Source organism: Chitinophaga sp. Hz27 (assembly GCF_042263525.1).
In the GTDB taxonomy this organism is placed as follows: Bacteria; Bacteroidota; Bacteroidia; order Chitinophagales; family Chitinophagaceae; genus Chitinophaga.
The window spans coordinates 341,298-360,188 of sequence record NZ_JBHKFJ010000007.1 but is presented as its reverse complement, the minus strand read 5'-3'; the positions used below and the strand labels follow the sequence as shown (position 1 = coordinate 360,188).

16 protein-coding genes are annotated in these 18,891 nt (G+C 43.6%); 7 read left to right on the top strand and 9 right to left on the bottom strand.

Going from position 1 to position 18,891, the window contains the following annotated elements:
• Positions 1 to 10: 10 nt before the first annotated feature.
• From ACE38W_RS18495 to ACE38W_RS18470, 6 genes are all read left to right on the top strand, one after another.
• Positions 11 to 1,492 (top strand): RagB/SusD family nutrient uptake outer membrane protein, encoded by a 1,482-nt coding sequence (locus ACE38W_RS18495; RefSeq protein WP_375833011.1) that lies wholly within the window; start codon positions 11 to 13, stop codon positions 1,490 to 1,492.
• Positions 1,493 to 1,510: 18 nt separating this feature from the next.
• Positions 1,511 to 2,329, top strand: coding sequence for a hypothetical protein (locus ACE38W_RS18490; protein WP_375833009.1), 819 nt, complete (start codon positions 1,511 to 1,513; stop codon positions 2,327 to 2,329).
• A 39-nt stretch (positions 2,330 to 2,368) separates the two neighbouring features.
• Positions 2,369 to 4,492 (top strand): carboxy terminal-processing peptidase, encoded by a 2,124-nt coding sequence (locus tag ACE38W_RS18485; RefSeq protein ID WP_375833007.1) that lies wholly within the window; start codon positions 2,369 to 2,371, stop codon positions 4,490 to 4,492.
• A 48-nt stretch (positions 4,493 to 4,540) separates the two neighbouring features.
• Complete coding sequence (locus ACE38W_RS18480) at positions 4,541 to 5,719, top strand: redoxin domain-containing protein (RefSeq protein ID WP_375833005.1); 1,179 nt, start codon at positions 4,541 to 4,543, stop codon at positions 5,717 to 5,719.
• Positions 5,720 to 5,734: 15 nt separating this feature from the next.
• Entirely contained in the window at positions 5,735 to 6,727 is a 993-nt protein-coding gene (locus ACE38W_RS18475) for a redoxin domain-containing protein (protein ID WP_375833003.1), read from the top strand.
• Between the two features lie 168 nt (positions 6,728 to 6,895).
• Positions 6,896 to 8,074 carry an FAD-dependent monooxygenase gene (locus tag ACE38W_RS18470; protein ID WP_375833001.1) on the top strand — a complete coding sequence of 393 codons (1,179 nt, stop codon included), beginning with the start codon at positions 6,896 to 6,898 and terminating at the stop codon, positions 8,072 to 8,074.
• 76 nt (positions 8,075 to 8,150) lie between these two features.
• Here the strand turns inward: ACE38W_RS18470 and ACE38W_RS18465 are convergent, their stop codons facing one another.
• The 3 genes from ACE38W_RS18465 to ACE38W_RS18455 all read right to left on the bottom strand — a co-directional run bounded on the left by ACE38W_RS18465 (position 8,151) and on the right by ACE38W_RS18455 (position 11,507).
• Entirely contained in the window at positions 8,151 to 8,825 is a 675-nt protein-coding gene (locus tag ACE38W_RS18465; protein WP_375832999.1) for a DUF1349 domain-containing protein, read from the bottom strand.
• A 75-nt stretch (positions 8,826 to 8,900) separates the two neighbouring features.
• Positions 8,901 to 10,010: an SGNH/GDSL hydrolase family protein gene (locus ACE38W_RS18460; RefSeq protein WP_375832997.1), complete on the bottom strand. Its 1,110-nt coding sequence runs from the start codon at positions 10,008 to 10,010 to the stop codon at positions 8,901 to 8,903.
• A gap of 477 nt (positions 10,011 to 10,487) precedes the next feature.
• Complete coding sequence (locus ACE38W_RS18455; RefSeq protein WP_375832995.1) at positions 10,488 to 11,507, bottom strand: LacI family DNA-binding transcriptional regulator; 1,020 nt, start codon at positions 11,505 to 11,507, stop codon at positions 10,488 to 10,490.
• 462 nt (positions 11,508 to 11,969) lie between these two features.
• On the opposite strand from ACE38W_RS18455, the gene ACE38W_RS18450 reads away from it, so the two are divergent.
• Entirely contained in the window at positions 11,970 to 12,836 is an 867-nt protein-coding gene (locus tag ACE38W_RS18450) for a flagellar motor protein MotB (protein ID WP_375832993.1), read from the top strand.
• Between the two features lie 56 nt (positions 12,837 to 12,892).
• Here ACE38W_RS18450 and ACE38W_RS18445 read toward each other — a convergent pair whose 3' ends face one another.
• From ACE38W_RS18445 to ACE38W_RS18420, 6 genes are all read right to left on the bottom strand, one after another.
• Complete coding sequence (locus ACE38W_RS18445; RefSeq protein ID WP_375832991.1) at positions 12,893 to 13,378, bottom strand: DUF2867 domain-containing protein; 486 nt, start codon at positions 13,376 to 13,378, stop codon at positions 12,893 to 12,895.
• A 48-nt stretch (positions 13,379 to 13,426) separates the two neighbouring features.
• The gene (locus ACE38W_RS18440; protein WP_375832989.1) at positions 13,427 to 13,906 is read right to left on the bottom strand and encodes a DinB family protein; all 480 of its coding nucleotides are present in this window, start codon (positions 13,904 to 13,906) and stop codon (positions 13,427 to 13,429) included.
• A gap of 249 nt (positions 13,907 to 14,155) precedes the next feature.
• Entirely contained in the window at positions 14,156 to 15,151 is a 996-nt protein-coding gene (locus ACE38W_RS18435) for an L-histidine N(alpha)-methyltransferase (RefSeq protein ID WP_375832987.1), read from the bottom strand.
• Positions 15,152 to 15,179: 28 nt separating this feature from the next.
• Positions 15,180 to 16,331, bottom strand: a complete 1,152-nt coding sequence (gene egtB, locus ACE38W_RS18430; protein WP_375832985.1) for an ergothioneine biosynthesis protein EgtB — start codon at positions 16,329 to 16,331, stop codon at positions 15,180 to 15,182.
• A gap of 8 nt (positions 16,332 to 16,339) precedes the next feature.
• On the bottom strand, positions 16,340 to 17,905 hold the full coding sequence (locus ACE38W_RS18425) for an ABC transporter permease/substrate-binding protein (RefSeq protein ID WP_375832983.1): 1,566 nt from the start codon (positions 17,903 to 17,905) through the stop codon (positions 16,340 to 16,342).
• A 5-nt stretch (positions 17,906 to 17,910) separates the two neighbouring features.
• Positions 17,911 to 18,855: an ABC transporter ATP-binding protein gene (locus ACE38W_RS18420; protein ID WP_375832981.1), complete on the bottom strand. Its 945-nt coding sequence runs from the start codon at positions 18,853 to 18,855 to the stop codon at positions 17,911 to 17,913.
• Positions 18,856 to 18,891 lie beyond the last annotated feature (36 nt).

Below are 18,891 nucleotides of genomic sequence, written 5' to 3'. Positions count from 1 at the left end.
ATCCTTCAGTATGAAGAAACTGATATTGCTACTTCTGGGAACTTTAAGTTTAATGTCGTGTAAAAAGTTCCTGCGGGAATATTCACAGACAGAGGTTATCCCTAAAACCGCGGCCGACTTTGGAGAGATCCTCTATACGGAAGGATATCCGGTAGGAAGTCAGCTCCTGCAACCATGGATGGTTTATCTGACCGATGATGTGCAATGTTATTTTGCTCCCTTTATAGCAGGCGAGGCAGGCACTGCACGCGATTTCTATCAATGGCAACCCAATTTCGATAACACTGCCCCTTCAAAAGGATATCCGACTGTAGACACCTGGGAGGCGTATTACAGGGTATTGCTGGGCGCTAACGTTGCATTGCAGTACCTTGATAAATCAATCGGTACACAGGCAGAGAAAGACCAATATAAAGGGGAGGCCTATACGTTAAGGGCATTTTATCATTTTATGCTCGTAAATATATATGGCAGGCCCTATAACGATTCTACTACTACTCCCGAAAAGAGCCCGGGTATTCCGTTGAGATTATCAGCCAATTTATCGGATCAATACCTGGCAAGGAGTACCGTGAAAGAAGTCTATGAGCAGGTCGAAAAGGATCTGGATAGTGCCATATATCTGATGGAGTTACATAAAAGTAAAGTAGAAGACTACAGGATCTCCTACCTGGCAGCTCATCTCCTGGCGAGCAGAGTATATCTCTATGAAGAAAAATGGGATCAGGCAATCGGCCATGCAGCGGTGGTTATCAGAGACCATCCTCAATTGATGAATTACAATGAATGGATTGGGATAGACGATATATTCACCAAGCCCTTAACAGGAAGAGCTAATATAGAAACCATATGGTGTTATGGAAATGTAAATGAGCAAAGCCTGCAGCCATACGGTACTTGCTATAATATTTCGCATGATCTGGCAAATTGTTTTGAGCCAGCTGATTTGAGATCTCAGATAGCTATTCAGCAGACGCCGGATGAATTGAAATCTATTTTTGCCTTTGATTATTCCTCCCAGAAAAATATGACAGGTGGGTTAAATTCTGATAATGGTCTCACAAATACCTGGAGAAGTGCAGAAGCCTATCTGAATATGGCGGAGGCTTACATACAGTTGTATCGTACGAAGGGAGATGGACCAGCGGGTAGTAAAGGTCTCCAGGCTTTGAACACGCTGCGGCAGGGCAGGTTTATGCCGGCAGACTTTAAACCATGGACATTATTGCCTGCAAGTGAAATGCTGGATAGCTGCAGAGCGGAGAGACGGAGGGAGCTATATGTAGAAGAATGTCACCGCTGGTTTGATCTGAGAAGATATGGCATGCCATCTATCACACATGCTTACCTGCCTGCTGCAGGCGTTACCGAATATTATAAGTTGCAACGCCGCGATCCGCAGTATATCATGTCCATACCGCAGAGTGCTATGACAAGAAACCCTGCATTAACACCAAACCCGACTATCTCAGGATTGAGAAAAGCAGAATAATCTTCAATAATACTGGTTATGAAAATATTTTATATTCTGACAGCGGTTGTTTTACTGACTGCGTGTAACAAAAAAGAAGACCTGACGGCCACCCCGGCAGGACCACTATACAAAATTCCTCAGGGAACAGCAGCGTACGACGATACGATCGTTTCTATATATAAAAAGTATGATACCTATATCCTGTATAAATTTTCACAGGTAGATTATGCTTACAATTATATCGACAAATTATCCGACAGTGCTTTTGCTGCAAATCCAGCGTATATCCCTGCGGTACTTGATCTTTTTAAGACGCAGGTGTTGAACAGATACCCGGATTCATTATTGAGAAAAACTTTGCCTATAAAGGTTTTGCTGGCAGCGTATATAGGTGCAGGTAATAAACGTAATGCAAATGGATTTGCCAATACAAGAAGTATGCTCTGCATAGGTTGGGCAGATAGCACCTTGCTATCTAAAAGTTCGGCTGAATTAAAAAAAATCAGAGGAAGTCTTCACCGGAATTACTTTGACAGAGCATTTAAAGGGCTTGCATTGACAATTCCCCCTTCATTTGTGGCTTTGTGTCCGCCAGATTATAATGCGATGATTGCCTCTACACAATATTCCTTTGGAATTATAGAACCAATATTGCCAGGGCAAATCAGCAACATGATGGTGGATTTTCTGGGGTATGTAGAGTATATCGCCAGTCATTCGCAGGCGGAAACCACCGCAGGTATATTCGATCCAAAAGTAGATACCAAAGGACTCATCAAAAAGAAATATGCTACTGTCGTTAATTACTTCAATAGCATCGGCGTTGACTTACAAGCAATCGGTGAAGAGCAGTAGGTTAAATAGGAAGACCTTCTTTAAAATATTTAAGATAATATGAAAATTTTTGAGAGAAATAAATGGCTGTTGCTCATGGGAGCTACCCTGACAGGTATATCAGCCCATGCACAGATACCATCCAACCAGGCAGAGTTACCGGCTTTCAGAAAAGGTACCGTAGCAGCTACTATTGCCAAAGTAAAGAAAATGCATTTCCAGCCGAGGGCAATTGATAATGCATACAGTGAGGCAGTATGGAGCAGTTTTATGCAGGCACTCGATATAAACAGAAATGTTTTTCTGCAGAAAGACCTGGATAGTCTTGCTAAATATAAACAATCCATTGATGAAGATTTTAACGATGGGCAGACAGCCTTTTTTGATGCGACCGTTACCATTTATAACCAACGGCTGAAGGAGTGCAATGATCTGTATAAAAAATTGCTGGCTAACCCATTCGACTATACGATAAAAGAATCAGTCATTCTAAACAGAAAAAAACTTCCTGCTCCGGCTACTTTGCAGGAGCGGGAAGATATCTGGCGTAAGAGACTTAAATATACCACGCTTAGCAACTACCAGGAACTGTTGGCGGCCACTGGAAAATCAGCTGAACAAACGAGCAGGATGGATTCCGCGTTGGAGATAAAGGCCAGAGAGAAAACACGGAAGATGAACGACCTGTTTTTTAAAAAGGCACTCGCAGCGAACTATTCGAATGAGCTGTTTACACAATACATGTCGGTAGCTATGATAGAGATAGATCCACATACTTATTTCGCGGGGCCTAAGGATGATAAACTCAATCAGCAGTTGAACAAAATGTATTACGGGTTGGGAATGGAGCTGGGACTAAAAGACGCCGACTATTTTGTAAAACGTCTGTTGCCTGGCGGGGCGGCCTTCAAGAGCGGTGTAGTAAAAGAGAATGATAATATCCTGGCTATCTCAGATGATAAAGGACAAATGCAAAATGTTAGTGGGCTTGAATCTACGGATGTTTCTAATATGATCCGCGGAGAAAAAGATACAGACGTTAGGCTGATGTTGCAACAACCTGGAGAAACCGCAAGAACGGTAACGGTTAAACGGGAACAGGTAAATGATGTGGAGAACCGTGCTAAGAGCGCTATAATAGAGCAACATGGGAAGAAATTCGGTTATATCTATCTCCCGATTTTTTATATGGACCAATCAGGCGGACAAGGTAATGGATCTGCGGCTGATGTTTTGAAAGAGGTGGCCAAACTCAAAGAACAGGAAGTAGATGGGATGATAATGGACCTCCGTGGAAATGGTGGTGGTGCACTCGATCAGGTAGTAAAAATGTCTGTGGCATTTTTGCCAGGAGGGCCGGTATCCTGGTTACGAAGTAAAGATAAAATAGACAGTTATGCGATGAGTAGCTGCAATGCGTTGTATGAAGGACCACTCACTGTAATGATTGATGAGAACAGTGCTTCCGCTTCTGAAATATTTGCAGCTGTCATGCAGGACCGTAACCGCGCTATCATCGTGGGGCCTTCCTCTTCCTTTGGAAAAGGTACCGCACAACAAACACTCAATGTTGGCAGAATGGGCGACCCTGCCCTCGGTACCAAGGATGTAAACTATGGTAACATGCGATTGACCGTGGAGAAGTTTTACAGGGTTACCGGAAATGCCACGCAGTTAAAGGGGGTTACACCAGATGTTGTAATGCAAAACAGAATTAGTTTTCAGGCGATAATGGAAAAGGATTATCCTTCCGCACTAGCATTTGATTCTGTTATGCTGACATCATTCGAGCGTTTATCTTTTCCTTTTAACTATGATAAAATAGTAGCACAAGCAAGAGAAAGAGTTAAACAAAATACAGCATTCAAAAATATCGAGAATTATTCTCAACAACTGAATTCGCTTCCTGATCAACCAATGTCTTTAGCATACACCGCTTTTTGTGAGCAGTATAAGCTAATGAATAAGTATAATAAAGAAATCCTGGCTAACAGAGAATTATCAACGCCCAATTGGTTAAATGTGTCGCCGGCTTTATACCGCAACCTGAATCCAGCGTTTAAATCCCCTATGAATGAGGTATCCAAAGGATATAGTGACATGCTGGAACGATTGAAGAAAGATGTTTATCTCGCAGAAACTTTAAACATATTAACAGATATGGTCAATGAATCAAAAAAATAGATTTCGTTCACAACAATAATATCGATCATCTTCCTAAAAAAATAATAAATGATTAAGAAGTTTTTGACACTGGTACTGAGTATAAGTGGTATTGCTGCCTATGCACAAAAAGCAGTAGTAATCACGGGTAAGCTGGATAAGGCTGCTGATGGTAAGAAGGCCTTGCTTTACGAACCATATTCAGGGGAATCAGATACCTGTATTGTAAAAAATCATCAGTTTAAGTTTAGTATGGCTATGCCCAAAGGTGGAAGTATCTATATTATTCAAATTGGGAATGCGCAAGATAGTTTAATGAATATTTTTTACCTGGAAGAGGGCAACATGCAAATAAAAGGTAAGGATTTCAACGATGCAAAGTATACCGGATCTCCGTGGGTAGCTGAATGGCAGGAGATAGATAGAAAAATCAACCCGGCATTTGCTGATGGTAAGAGAGATGAAGACCTGGAAGCACTTTATCATAAAGCAATGGAAGTGGGAGATGAAGATAAAGCAGATATCTACCTGAAAGAGGCGACAGAGCGTTCAGTCGTTCGAGATACCTTCTTTAAAGAATGGATAAAAAAACACAGTAATTCTGGCGTCACCGGTTATTTACTTACCTGTTATATTCAAGGGAAAAAGGAAAGAGATTCTATCCTTGGTACACTTGGAGAACATGCGGTGAATAGCCGTATTATGCAGCGTTACCTGCATCCCGGCAAGGTTGATCCAAGTCCGATGAGCCTTAAAATTGGAGATGATGGCGCCGACGTACCAGGTGTGCCACATAACCTTAAAGTGGGTGAGGCTGCCCCGGCATTCACTATTCCGGATGTAGACGGTAAAGTAATTTCCCTGGCTGATTTTAAAGGTAAATACCTGTTTATAGATTTCTGGGCCAGCTGGTGTGCGCCATGCGTTGCGCAGGTGCCTTATCTTAAATCCATGCACGAAAAATATAAAAGTACGCAGTTTGAAATGCTGGGCATCTCCCTGGATTCCAAACGTGATGGCTGGTTGCATGGCATTGAGAAACACCAACTGTCATGGATAAACGTTTCTTCACTGAAAGGCTGGAGCGAGCCTGCTGCCGTTGCTTATGGCATTGCCGCTATTCCGCAGAACGTCCTCATAGGCCCAGATGGAAAGGTGATAGCTAAAAATCTGTTTGATGCTGAACTCGATAAAAAAATGGCAGAGATCTTTGGCACGACTACGAAAAACTCCGCTGCTTCAAAATAAATAAATCTTTACTACATGAAATATTTACTCAGACTTGTAGTGTGCATACTGGCGCCATTGGTGAGCTTAGCTGAAGATGGATTTGTCATCAAAGGGAAAGTGAATGGAATAATCAGTGGTAGTGTAAGCATAACTTTGAGAGAAGACGGGCCCGATGGAGAAATAAATTCGCTCCTGTCACCGAAAGTCAAAATCGAAAACGGTGAATTTACCTATAGTGGAAAGCTTGATCATCCGCAGCCGGTGTTGCTTAAAATCAGTACCAAAACCTTCATTGTCTTCCTGGAAAATACAAGCTATTCAATCGAAGGGAATTTTGCCACCATTGCTGCGGATAGCCTGAAAGGCGGCGTTGCCAATGCAGAGTATTGCAGATGGCAGAAGAGTGAACTCTCTGCAAGAGATTATTTCAAGGCGCATCCGAATACATTGGTAGCGCCGTTTATAGCACGCTTGCTGGCATTTAATTACGTTAATACAACAGAGGTTTACAATTTGTTGCCAGCGGCAGCAAAGGACTCCTATTATGGCAAACAGCTAAAAACTAAGTTACTCAACTACGAGCGCGTAGGTGCGGGCAAGGAAATGAAAGATTTCAAGATGACGGATCCTTCCGGAAAACCCATTTCAATGAAGGATTTCGCGGGTAAGATCGTTGTCATGGATTTCTGGGCATCCTGGTGCGCGCCTTGCCTGGCCTATATCCCCAAAATGCGTGAGCATTACAATAACTTCAAGGATCAAGGTGTAGTATTTGTGAGCGTATCTATCGATGAAGATGATAAGAAATGGAAAGATGCACTGGCTGCGCAAAAAATGGAATGGAAACAGGTAATCACCCCTGGCGGATTATCTCCCAAAGAGGGAGTTACACCGCTGTTTAGCATTACCAGCATCCCGCACGTGATGATTATTGACCATCGCGGTTTTATAGCAGCCAACCTGGATTTTTCTCAAAAAGAAGAAATAGTGAATGTTTTAAACAAATTGATTGCAGGTAAAGGTTAACTGTGATGACCACTGTATAATCCATAGGCTGACCTACTTTTGGTCAGCCTTTTTTTATGCTTATAATAGATAAGCTTTTGCCGGAGAAATAGAATAGCTTACCGAGGTTTTTCAGAAACCTACCGATTGTCAATTGATGAAGAGTAGCCGTGCGACTAGTTTTGAAGCATGAAAACAACAAAAACTATTCTGGTGTCAGGCGCCAGTATCGCCGGACCTGCACTTGCATTTTGGCTGCACAAATTTGGATTTGATGTTACTATCATAGAACAGGCGCCTGCCATCCGACCAGGTGGTTATGCCGTTGATTTTCGAGGCGTGGTTTTTTCTGTGCTGCAACAGATGGGTCTCCTGGAGGAAATCAAAAAATTTGAAACACGTACCGCCAAAATCAATATTGTTGATAAACATAATAATAAAGTAGGTAATTTTCCTGACGCCTTTACCAGTGGCGAGTTAGAGATTATGCGGGGAGATCTGGCAAACATCTTTTATAATGCCACCCGCGAAAATGTACGCTATATTTTTGATGATACGATTACTGCGCTAACAGAGCATACAGATGGTGTAACGGTGACGTTTAAACGTCATAAAACCTGTGACTTCGATTTGGTGATCGGCGCTGATGGCCTGCATTCCAAAGTGCGAAGTATCGCCTTTGCAGATGAAGCCAGCTGTGTTTCGCACCTGGGAATGTATGTGGCTATCTTCACCACGCCAGATTTTCTGAAATTAAATATGGATGGGGTGTTTTACAGTACATTAGGTAAAAGAGTAGGCGTATTTGGCGCCAGGGAAGGTACAGAAGCCAGGGCATCCTTATATTTCGCAGGAGAACAAATAGCGTATAATCATCGGGATATTGCTCAACAGAAGCAGATTATTAAAGAGAAATTTGCCAAGGAAGAATGGAAAGTACCTGTACTACTGGAGATGATGGATAATGCGCCCGATTTTTATTTTGATGCTATTAGCCAGGTTAAGATAGATCGCTGGTCAAAAGGAAGGGTAGTCCTACTGGGCGATGCCGCACATTGCGCTTCTCCAATGTCGGGCATGGGCACCAGTATGGCGGTAATAGGGGCTTATATTCTGGCTGGAGAGCTAAAGGAGGCCAATGGTAATTACGAACAGGCTTTTGCCAGCTACGAGGCGCATATGAGGCCATTGGTAAAACGTTGTCAGAAAATGGCAGATGGCGCACAATGGTTTGTACCTGCCACTCGGTTTAAATTCTGGATGGGACAACTGATGTGGAAGATATTACCATATACCCCCTGGAAAAATATGATGATAGAAATGCCTACGAAGATTGCTAATTCGATTACGTTGAAGCAATATGTATAATAGCAATATCAAAAACGGAAACCCGTATAAACAGCGAAGGAGCCTATTACAAGGCTCCTTCGTAGGTGTGTTACCGTTATTTTATATCGCCGGTATTGCCGTTCTTAAATCCGACAGGCGCATATTGAATATCTGAGAAAGTGGTTTCACATGTTTGGCTAAGCGGTGCCTGTGAAGAGAAGCCCACCCTGATGTTGCCACCAGGATTGAAGCGCACCATCCTGGCGCAGAACCATTCTTTACCATCCAATGAATAGAAAAGACCGTAAACAGGACCGTTTTTGCTGAGGCGTAGATAAACCTCATTTTTTACCGCCACTGCATTGTTACAATCATCGGTTACGCCGTTTGTAGCGCCGGAGCAGATCGAATATTTACCATAGTGACTGAATTCAAAGAGGAATTTGATGTAGTGCGTGGTGTCTGCATACACGAAAATAGCGCCACCATCATAAGTTTTACCAAATGCTACCTTGGTACGTGTGGTGATGGTGAAATTAGAATCCGGCTGGAAAAGCAGGATGGATGCAGATGTAGCTTTGAAGCCACCATTCGGGGCGTGATAGAAATCGGTTTCTTTAGGTGCAAATAAATTCAGGTTGTTGCCTTTTACAGTGATTTTGGCAGGTTGGTTAATCCAGCTGCCCTGGCCCGGCATTCCCGGAATACGTACAGAATCAGAAAGGTTGGCAGCCTTTGCTCCAAAAGCGGCAAAGAAGAAGAGCAACGTGAAAGCATAAACGCTTTTCATAAAAAAAGTATGATTTGAGATAAAAAATGGCATGCCTCTGCAAAGATGCGGTTCTGGCGGAGTATGCGTTGTGTATTATGGCTGACCTTTGGTCAGTTTTTGCAATGTTGGAAGAATATGTTCAGCAAAGGCTTTCATGCCTAAGTCGCTAGGGTGTATACCGTCTACAGTGCCTTCATGGTCGGTGCCGATGAAGTTTTCACCAGTTTTATAATATAGATGTTTAACACCGGATTCAATTAGTTCATCATAGGCTTTTTTCAGCTCCACCTGTTTTTTTGTAGCGATATCCATAATGGTGGGCTGAAAGAAGGCCGCCTCATAAATGTAGTTCTCTACCAGTAATACCGGCACATCTGGCTTTTTCGCACGAATTTGTTGCACCAGTTTAACAGCGCGTTCATGTATCAGCTCCGGACTTGTATTCGGGCTGCAATCAATGACATACAGCGCAGGGTCTATTTCTATCATGGCTTCTCCCACGGAGGCTTCGAACATACCGTTTCCGCTGAATCCGAAGTTGATGACAGGGCGTTGCAGTTCGCGCACAAGCATATTAGTATAAGCCAGCCCTGGCCGGGAGGCACATCCGCCTTGAGCAATGCTACTGCCATAGTATACGATTGGTTTTTTATTGAGCAGATGCTGCGTGGCAGGCTTGGAAATTTCTGCGTCCTTGTTTATGCCTATCGACAATGAATCTACGCCATCATAAAGGGGAAGGAAAAGAAGGTATTCTCTGTATTCCGGCTTGCCGCCACTAATCAGCATTTTCTGGCTATTGGCGGTGTTTTCAGGAACGCCGCTGTTGACGTATTGCCACTTTTCACCTACGAGTGCATAGAGGTCCAAGCCTCTTACGCCGGTAGCGTTCATATTATTAAGGTTGGCTGTATTCTTTACTTTCCACTTAGCGGCGATATTGGACGCATTAGAGCGGAATCTAATGGCAATGCCGGCAGAATTAAGGCCAAGCGCCCATACTTCTGGTCGCACGGTAGCCTTGAATTTTGCGGGTAATCTGTTATAGTTGGCTTCATCGTGGTATTTATCTATTACCGGAAATTCCAGGGCATCATGAAATATAAGGTCTTTGGTGGCGTCTTTATTTTGCGCCTGTAGCATGGTTGATAAAAGTACCGCTGGAAGCAAGGGTTTCATCCAGCGAAGGAATTTTCTTTTCATAATAAATGAATGTATAAAAGAATAGTGGAGACAAGGATAATAAAAAATGATGGAATTTTCATGGAGCGATGCGCGAATAGTGTGTATGGTATACACAAATCAAGACAGGTTTACGCAAGCGTTTGCGCTGGAATTACGCAAACGCTTGCGTTGATAGCGCAAGCGTTTGCGTAAAGAAATTGTTAAAACATTTGCGTAAACTAGAGGAGCAATTAATACAGAAAGTAAAATTTCTGACGTAAGAAAAGCAGTTTATTTAGACAGTGAACAGTAAGGCGCAATACAGTGAACAATTAGCGCCGCCAGAAAAGAGACCGCATCTGTTTAGGTGTGTACAGTGAACAATGAAGCGTGGTAAGTTACGCAACAGTGAACAATTTTATTTAGAACAATGAACAAGGCAGGTAACCTGTGCCATGGTAAAACCAACTATGGCAGGGTTATCGGCAGTTATATTCCCACAAGATATTTATTTTTTTAGTGAGATACCAATTTTGATTCAATAATCATCTGTTGGTAATCATTGAGCGCATGTTTGCCGTTGAGGATATCCAGCAGCATGTTAGTAGCTGCTTGTCCCTGCTCATAAGGAAACTGCTCTACGGAGGCAGCAGGAGGGAAGGCTGTATATCCGCTTACCGGTGTATTGGCAAACGATACGAACGTAATATCCTTGTTTATTTCCAGGTTTTGTTTGAGTGCATATTGTACGGCATCCATGGCTACATAGTCGTTGAAGGTAACTACTGCCGTGACTTTCCTTTTGAGCGACAACAGCTGCTCCATGGCAGCGGCGGTGCCGGCGGCAGTGAGGTCGGCATTCACTACCAGCTCAGGGTCATACTTCAGGCGATGTTTGCTTAATGCCTGGATATAGCCATTGGTGCGCTCTTTATTCGCCACCATCTGCTCAGGACCATTGATCATCCCAATAACACGATGGCCTTTCTTTAACAGAAAGTCCACTGCTTCTACAGTGCCTGATTCCAGATTGCAGGAAACACTATTGATATTAGGTAAGGCCGGAATACGATCAAAGAATACCACCGGGATCTTCGCCTGGCGAAGCATCTCAAAATGCTCGTAGTTACGGGTATTTTTAGCGACAGACACGATCACACCATCCACGCGATGATGCTTCATGCTCTGAATAATCTGTTTCTCACGGGCTTCATCATCGTGTGATTGGCCTAGCAATACTGTATAATTGTTGCTGTAAGCAGCATCTTCAATACCACTGATAGCACTGGCAAAAAATGCCTCCGATAATTCAGGTAATAAAATGCCAATAGTAAAAGTCTTGCCCTGCTGGAAGAAGATCGCCGTCTGATTGCGCTCATATCCCAGTTCTGCGGCCAGCTCCTGTACTCTCGTCTTGGTCCTCAACCCGATACTATGATGATCGTGTAATGCCCTGGAAACAGTTGATACAGAGATATTCAGCCTTTTAGCAATTTCCTTTATTGTTGGTTGACCCGAAGAAACCACCTTTCTCATACATTTCAGCAATTAATGGAAAATAGATACAGTGAACAAGCTGGCGACAAATATATAATCAATTATTTCAGTATCGCGCTTCTTTATTACCCTATAGTTTGTGAACAGCATTTCAACGAAAATAGTGATAGTTTATAGAAGTTGACATATGGTTAATGGTTTTTATTTAACAGATATCTACTGATAAAACAGCCACTGATTACCACAGGCTTCTTATAAATGACTCGGAATTGAACAGAAAGAATGAGGTCGTATCAGTGAGGTCTAATACAATAATTTAGACAGATATATAAATGCAATAATATTTATTTCTTTGCTACTAATCAAAAATTAATATCATTTTAAGAAGATTTTGTTAAAGATAACCTGCTTCGGCCTGTTATTTGCATGTGCTGCCTTACCTTAGGGGACCTATAGTCAACTTATTAAAGAAATTTATCAGATTAATTAAAAGTGCATTTTATGAAAATAGAACGTTTTGTCCTGCCTGTGCTTGCAATTTCCACCGTACTGGCATCCTGTTCAGCTCCAAGAAAGCTGCGGGAATCTGAGGCAAGAAATGCTCGTCTGGACAGTTTATATCGTAGCACGGCAGAACAACTGAAGAAGTGTGATGAAGATGCAGCACGCGCTGCAGCTGCTTATAGGGACCGTGTTCAAAACATGACTGATCAACAAGATCAGCTGAAAGCAAATAACAGCCAGATGCTGGAACACCTGAAAGAACTCTCTGTAATCTCCAGCTCTCAGGCAGAAAGCATCAAAAAATCACTGGACAATATCGGTGCTAAAGATGCATATATCAAAGATCTCCAGGGCGCTATCGCTCGTAAAGACTCTCTGAATATGCAACTGGTGTTGAATCTGAAAGGTGCTATCGGTAACCTCGATGATAAAGATATCAACATCAAAGTAGAAAAAGGAGTGGTTTACATCGATATCTCTGATAAACTGCTGTTTAAAAGCGGTAGCTATGATGTAACCGATCGCGCAAAAGATGTGCTGGGTAAAGTGGCTAAAGTACTCTTAAACCAGCCTGATATTGAATTCATGGTAGAAGGTCATACAGATAATGTTCCTTACCGTCCGAACGTACTGCTCGACAACTGGGACCTCTCTGTTAAACGCGCTACTTCCGTGGTTCGTATCCTGCAGAACCAATACGGTATTCCTCCTGCAAGGATGACCGCTGCTGGCCGTTCTGAATATGTGCCTGTTTCTTCTAACGACACACCAGAAGGTAAAGCTGCTAACCGCAGAACAAGAATTGTGATCCTGCCTCAGCTCGACCAGTTCTTCAAACTGCTGGAAAAACCAGCTAACCAATAACAAAGGAATTGCTCTTTATAAAAAAAGCGTCTCTACTATTTGTAGAGACGCTTTTTTTATGCTTTATAATTTACAATTCCTCGCAGCATTCCAGGAAATATAAACCCATGAAACGGCCAGACACTTGCCCAGTAAATATCTCCTAATACCGATCCTGGTGTATATACAGCAGTTTGTATTACTTTATTATCTCTCAGCTCAAAATGCAGCCAGGCTTCACCAGGCATTTTCATTTCTGCTTTTAACAGCAGTAGTCCTGCTCGATTATCTGTCTCCAATACCCGCCATACATCTACATAATCACCTGCCTCCAGTATGCGTGGCGCTCGTCTGCCGCGTTTGAGGCCAGGGCCGCCCACCAGCATATCCATCCATCCACGTAGCTGCCATAGCCAATTGCCATAGTACCATCCGCGTTTACCGCCGATAGAAAAGATATTAGTAATAATCCTTTCTCTGTCTGCATCCGCGATATACATCTCTCGGACATCTTTATAAAATCTTCTGTTACGGATATACGTATTCCAATAATTTAAATCCATGCGCAACTGCTGCCTGTTTGTATCCGACGCAAGTTACTGAAACCTTCCTTATCCATGCCATACACCCAGTAAGCGGCGCAGGGCAACGATTTCGCCCACATGATAGCTGTTATGATCAATGATCAGCAAAGCTTCCCGGAAGAGATGCTGTCCATCGCCATGAGCAAAAGGCTCAAAGAGATTCGCATCGGGTGCCTCGAGCAGCGCGATGAATGCGTGGAGGTCTTCCTTGATTTCATGCATACACTTTTTCCAGGCATCTTCATTTTTCGGCGCACGCTCCTTAGGCCAGTAATCATGCGGCCATTTCATCTCTTTGTAATGTGGGTTTCGAGAGAAATCAAGTATATCCCATTGTGTTATTCGTATATGCTCTGCTAGTTGCCAGATGCTATAAGGCATGTTCTCCGGCACTTCTCCGCGTTTTTCAGCAGGGAGGTTGCGAATAGCCTCTTCGAAAGTTACATGGGCATTGCCTTTGAGCAATCCATCGCGGAGTGATTGTACAATTAGCTTTTTGTCGTTCATGGAAGTGAGTTTAAGTTTACATGATGTGCTTGCAATGGTTTTTTTCTCGTAAAGCGTTCAAGGAATGAACCTTCGGCCTTTTTTTTCTCGCAAAGCAGCATAAGAAGCAAAGCAGCAAAGGATGATGTTATGTTGTATATATCTTGTTTTTATAAAAAATCATTTAAACAACAAAATGCAGTCCTTGGCTGCTTATGCTGCTTTGCGAGAAAGGAAATTCTGGATATCCATACTTTTGCGAGAAAATACTTACACCGCCTGCCATAAACAATCAGCAAACCAATTCTTTTGATCGTGGAATTCCACCACTGGTGCAAAACCGCCAAAAGCAGCCAGCTGATTGATTTCTGTAGGATCATATTTCTGTGAGATCTCCATATAGATCGGCTCATTTTCCCTGAAATTGATGATAACGTCATCGCCTATATGCACTTGTTGTGCACATAAGCTGATCAGGTAACTTTTACAGGAACCGGATTGCGGATCATATGTAGGGAAATGCTCAAAACGGGAGATGTCAAAATCAGCGTTTAGCTCTCTGTTGATGCGTCTCAGCAGGTTGAAGTTGAATTCCCTCGTGATACCTGCGCTATCATTATAAGCATGTAAAATCAACTGTGGATGTTTCTTCAGATCAAAACCGGTGAGTAGTAAGTCGCCACGCTGCAAATGTTGCCTTAGCTGCTGACAGAAGCTACGCGCCGCTGCTGGCGAGAAATTACCGATATTACCACCCATAAACAACAGAATCTTTCTTCTCGAAGATATCGTAGATGCATATTTCAACATCTCAAAATATTCTCCCTGTAATCCGCGGAAATTGAGCTGTGGTAACTGTTTCGGTAAAGTGCTTTCCAGCAACTCTATGACATTACCGGAAATATCTATCGGGTAATACGTATAGTCGGTACCGTTATCAATCAACGCTTGAAGCAGGTGAATAGATTTCGATGCATCTCCTGCGCCCAGTTCGATGATATCATAGTCTGTTGCATGTTTGCTGAAAGCTGCTGCTATGGCGGCAGATTGCTGCGTCATGATTTCCATTTCACAGCTGGTTAGATAATACTCAGGGCATTGCATGATCTGCTGAAAAAGTACATCGCCTGCTGCGTCATAGAAATATTTAGGGTCCAGGTATTTTTGTGGTGCGCGCAGCCCTTGCACCACGTCGTGGTAGAAGGTACTAGTGGGGCGTGTCCGGAAAACGTTTACTGGTGTGGAAATTACAGGTGAATGTGCCATAAATCATGTTTGAGTCATGAGTAAATAATTAGCCTTTTGCAAGTCTTATTCCGGTAAACTGCCACCGTAGTGGCGGATGGAAGAAGTTGCGATATGTAATCCGACTATGATCAGGAGGTGTTACTTCAGAGGCGCCTCTCAGCACCATCTGACTCACCATGAATTTTCCATTGTATTCGCCTATTGCCCCTGGTGCTTTGGTGAAGCCAGGGTAGGGTAGATAAGCGCTTTCTGTCCATTCCCAGCGTTGTCCCCAGTCGAATTTGCCGGCGGCCGTTTCCCATTCTGCTTCTGTAGGCAGGCGCAATCCTTTCCAGGCGGCATACGCAGCTGCTTCATAATAACTGATATGACATACCGGCGCATCCAGATCTAATGTCCGCAACCCTTGCCAGGTATAGTACTGCCACTGATCATCTATCTGATACCAATACATCGGGCATCGCACTTCATTTTTCTTTACCCAATCCCAGCCTTCTGCATGCCAGTACTTAAAATCCTGATAGCCGCCACTATTAATGAATTCCAGGTATTCCTGGTTGGTGACCAATGCGGAACTGATTGCATATTCGTTTAGGTAAACTTTATGTCTGCCTAACTCATTATCAAAACAAAATCCATCTCCCTGAAATCCTATTTCGTATATCCCTGCAGGTAGCGTTATCCAATTGGCAAGCTTTGACTGTGCGCCAATAGGCTGCTTGTTTTCATCATAAGCGGGCATCAATGGATTATGTCCAAGAATATATTTGATGTCAGTGTATAATAATTCCTGGTGCTGTTCTTCGTGATTAAGTCCAAGTGTTATCAATGCTTTCAAATCGGCTTCCAGCGGGCCTGCCAGAAATTTTTCCATAGCGGCATCTACATGGCGGCGATATCTCATTACATCTTCTACAGCCGGGCGACTAAGATTACCGCGGTCTGTACGAATTACACGAGCGCCCACCGATTCATAATAACTATTGAAAACGAAGTTGTATTGCGGATCAAACTCCGTATATCCGGGTGCGTTAGGAAGTAAAATGAAGGTTTCAAAAAACCAGGTAGTATGGCCGAGGTGCCATTTCGGTGGACTCACATCTACAACAGGTTGCACTACATAGTCTTCCGTTTTTAGCGGTGCGCAGATATATTCAGAACGTGATCTTACAGTTTTGTATTTTTCGAGCAAAGCCATACGATAGTTTATTTTTTCATGTAACGAGATAAATCGGAAATGCTGTGAATATTTAAATTGTCGGCCTGTTCCTTTCGCATCATCAACGCATAAGTGTTATTGAAGCCGATGGGTTTGAGCCATTTGATCTGATATCTTTTCTCAAATTCGCTGCTTACATAATCATACACTTGCTGGCTGCTGCCGATGATACTATCTGTAACCGCCTGGGGCGCCTGTAGTATGACCAGCAAACCGGTACCGCTGTATTCGGGATACAAGTCAAGCTGATTATTGTTCAATGCTTCGAAACAAATTTTGGTGCCACCCAGACCTAATTTGGTACTTACCTGTAACTCCGTATTCCCTTCTATAAGCATTTTATACATATTGGCAAGGATATAGCCATCGCCAAAGATTTTGCAGCCAATTGTAATGTTTCCTTTACTTCCGTTGCGCGCGGGTTTCCAGAGGTTTTTTGACACCAGGAAGTCCTTTGCTACTTTTTCCGGACTATATTTCAGAAAGTCTACCTGATAATTGAGTGCCGTCATTATGCTATCATTAATTGTACCAGCCAGCTGGTCAAGAACGGGGGCTAATTCGGGATATTGCTGTAAAGTAGCATCACGCACTATTGGCGCCGCATAATAAGGTGGGAAGATATGTTTGTCATCTTCCAGAACCACTAAATTAAATGCTTTAACGCGCCCGTCAGTGCTGCTACCGCTGATAACGTCTACTTTTTTTTCATAGGCTGCATTATACATGATCATATCACTGATAACAAGTGTGCGCATATGAAGGCCGTACACTGCTTTTAAACCGATATCACCATCACGGCGGCCCATGAATTCAGGTGTGAAACCCGCTGTTAGCTTGTTGTTTCCCGTGGTGGGTATCAGGTAGAAAGATGATAAGCCTAGTAGTATTAATGGTAGTGCGTATAGTCGCCACCGTGAGCCGCTAATCCTTGATTTTTGTAGTAATGAGATGAGCCAGTCGAATAGGATAGCCAATAATGCTGCGGGGATAGCCCCTGCGAGAATCATATTGGTATTGTTGAGCGCGATTCCTCCGAAGATGAATTCGCCAAGTCCACCAGCGGCGATATAAGCCGCCAGCGTGGCCACACCTACGTTGATTACTGTCGCTGTGCGTATACCTGCGAGGATCACCGGCATTGCTAGTGGCAGCTGCACCTTCATCAGCAGTTGCCTGCTGCTCATACCCATGCCTGTAGCGGCTTCAGTGACCGCGGGATCTACGCCTTGAATGCCTGTGTAGGTATTGCGGATGATGGGCAGTAATGCATAGAGGAACAGTGCTACTATGGCTGGTTTGGGGCCAATGCCCAGCAGGGGGATCATAAAGCCTAACAGCGCAATGCTTGGGATGGTTTGTAATACACCTGCAATCCCCAGTACCGGGGCTGCCAGCTTTTTACGCCGGGTGATGATAATGCCAGCGGGCAGGCCAATGGCGATGGCTATGAGCACAGAGATAAAAGTAAGGCCAGTATGTGTAATGGTTTGTTGCAGCAGTTTGCCGGACTCCTGTTGTATGAAAGTGAAAAATCCTGGTGATGTGTCCATGGCCATTAATGTTTTTGGAATGCGTGAAGACCGTCCATGATACTGCTGGCGGTAACGGGTTTGCAAATATTGCCCGAACGTGCTACCACATTACCTTTACTAAGCAAGGAGAAGGCTTCCCAACAGTTGGTGGTAGCAGGGATTTCCCGGTAGCTGTCGGGGATGTCTGCCGGCGGTATTTGCTGCCAGATGTCTTGCAGATGGAGGGCTGAAAGCTCTAGCTGTAGCCGCTGTCCGTCGAAGAAGTTGCGCACGAAATCATTGTTTGGTCGAAACAGTAGGTCGATGGGGGAACCGATTTGCTGGATACGGCCTTCGTTCATCAGGCATATGCGGTGGCCTAATTCCAGTGCTTCTTCAATATCATGTGTTACCAGTACTACAGTTTTTTTATTTAATTCATCCAGGTTTTTAAACTCTTTTCGTACGCCCGCCCGGGTGAGTGGGTCTAATGCGCCGAAAGGCTCGTCCATCAGGAGTATGGGAGGATCGGCGGCCAGCGCTCTTGCCAGGCCGACACGTTGTTGCTGTCCACCGCTGAGTTGCGCCGGATATACCGAGGCATAGGCTTCAGGATTTAATTTCAGCTTATGCATGAGGGTGATACAACGTTCAATGGTTTTATCTTTTTCCCATCCCAGCAGCTGCGGAACAGTGCTAATATTTTCCAATACGGTATAATGTGGAAAGAGGCCATTATTCTGCATAACATAGCCCATGCCTTTACGTAGCTCCGTAGGAGGGATAGTGGAGGTATCAGTGCCATCGATGAGAATACTGCCGGCAGAGGGTTCCAGTAACCTGTTAATCATACGCAGCGTAGTGGTTTTGCCACAGCCGCTGGTGCCAAGTAATACAAGAATTTCACCTGCCTGTACATCAAAAGAAATATCGTTTACTGCGTTTTTTTCGTTGTCAAAAGTTTTGCTGACATGCGTTAATTGAATCATCCGTTTATCAGGATTGATGAGGAATTATTTACCCAT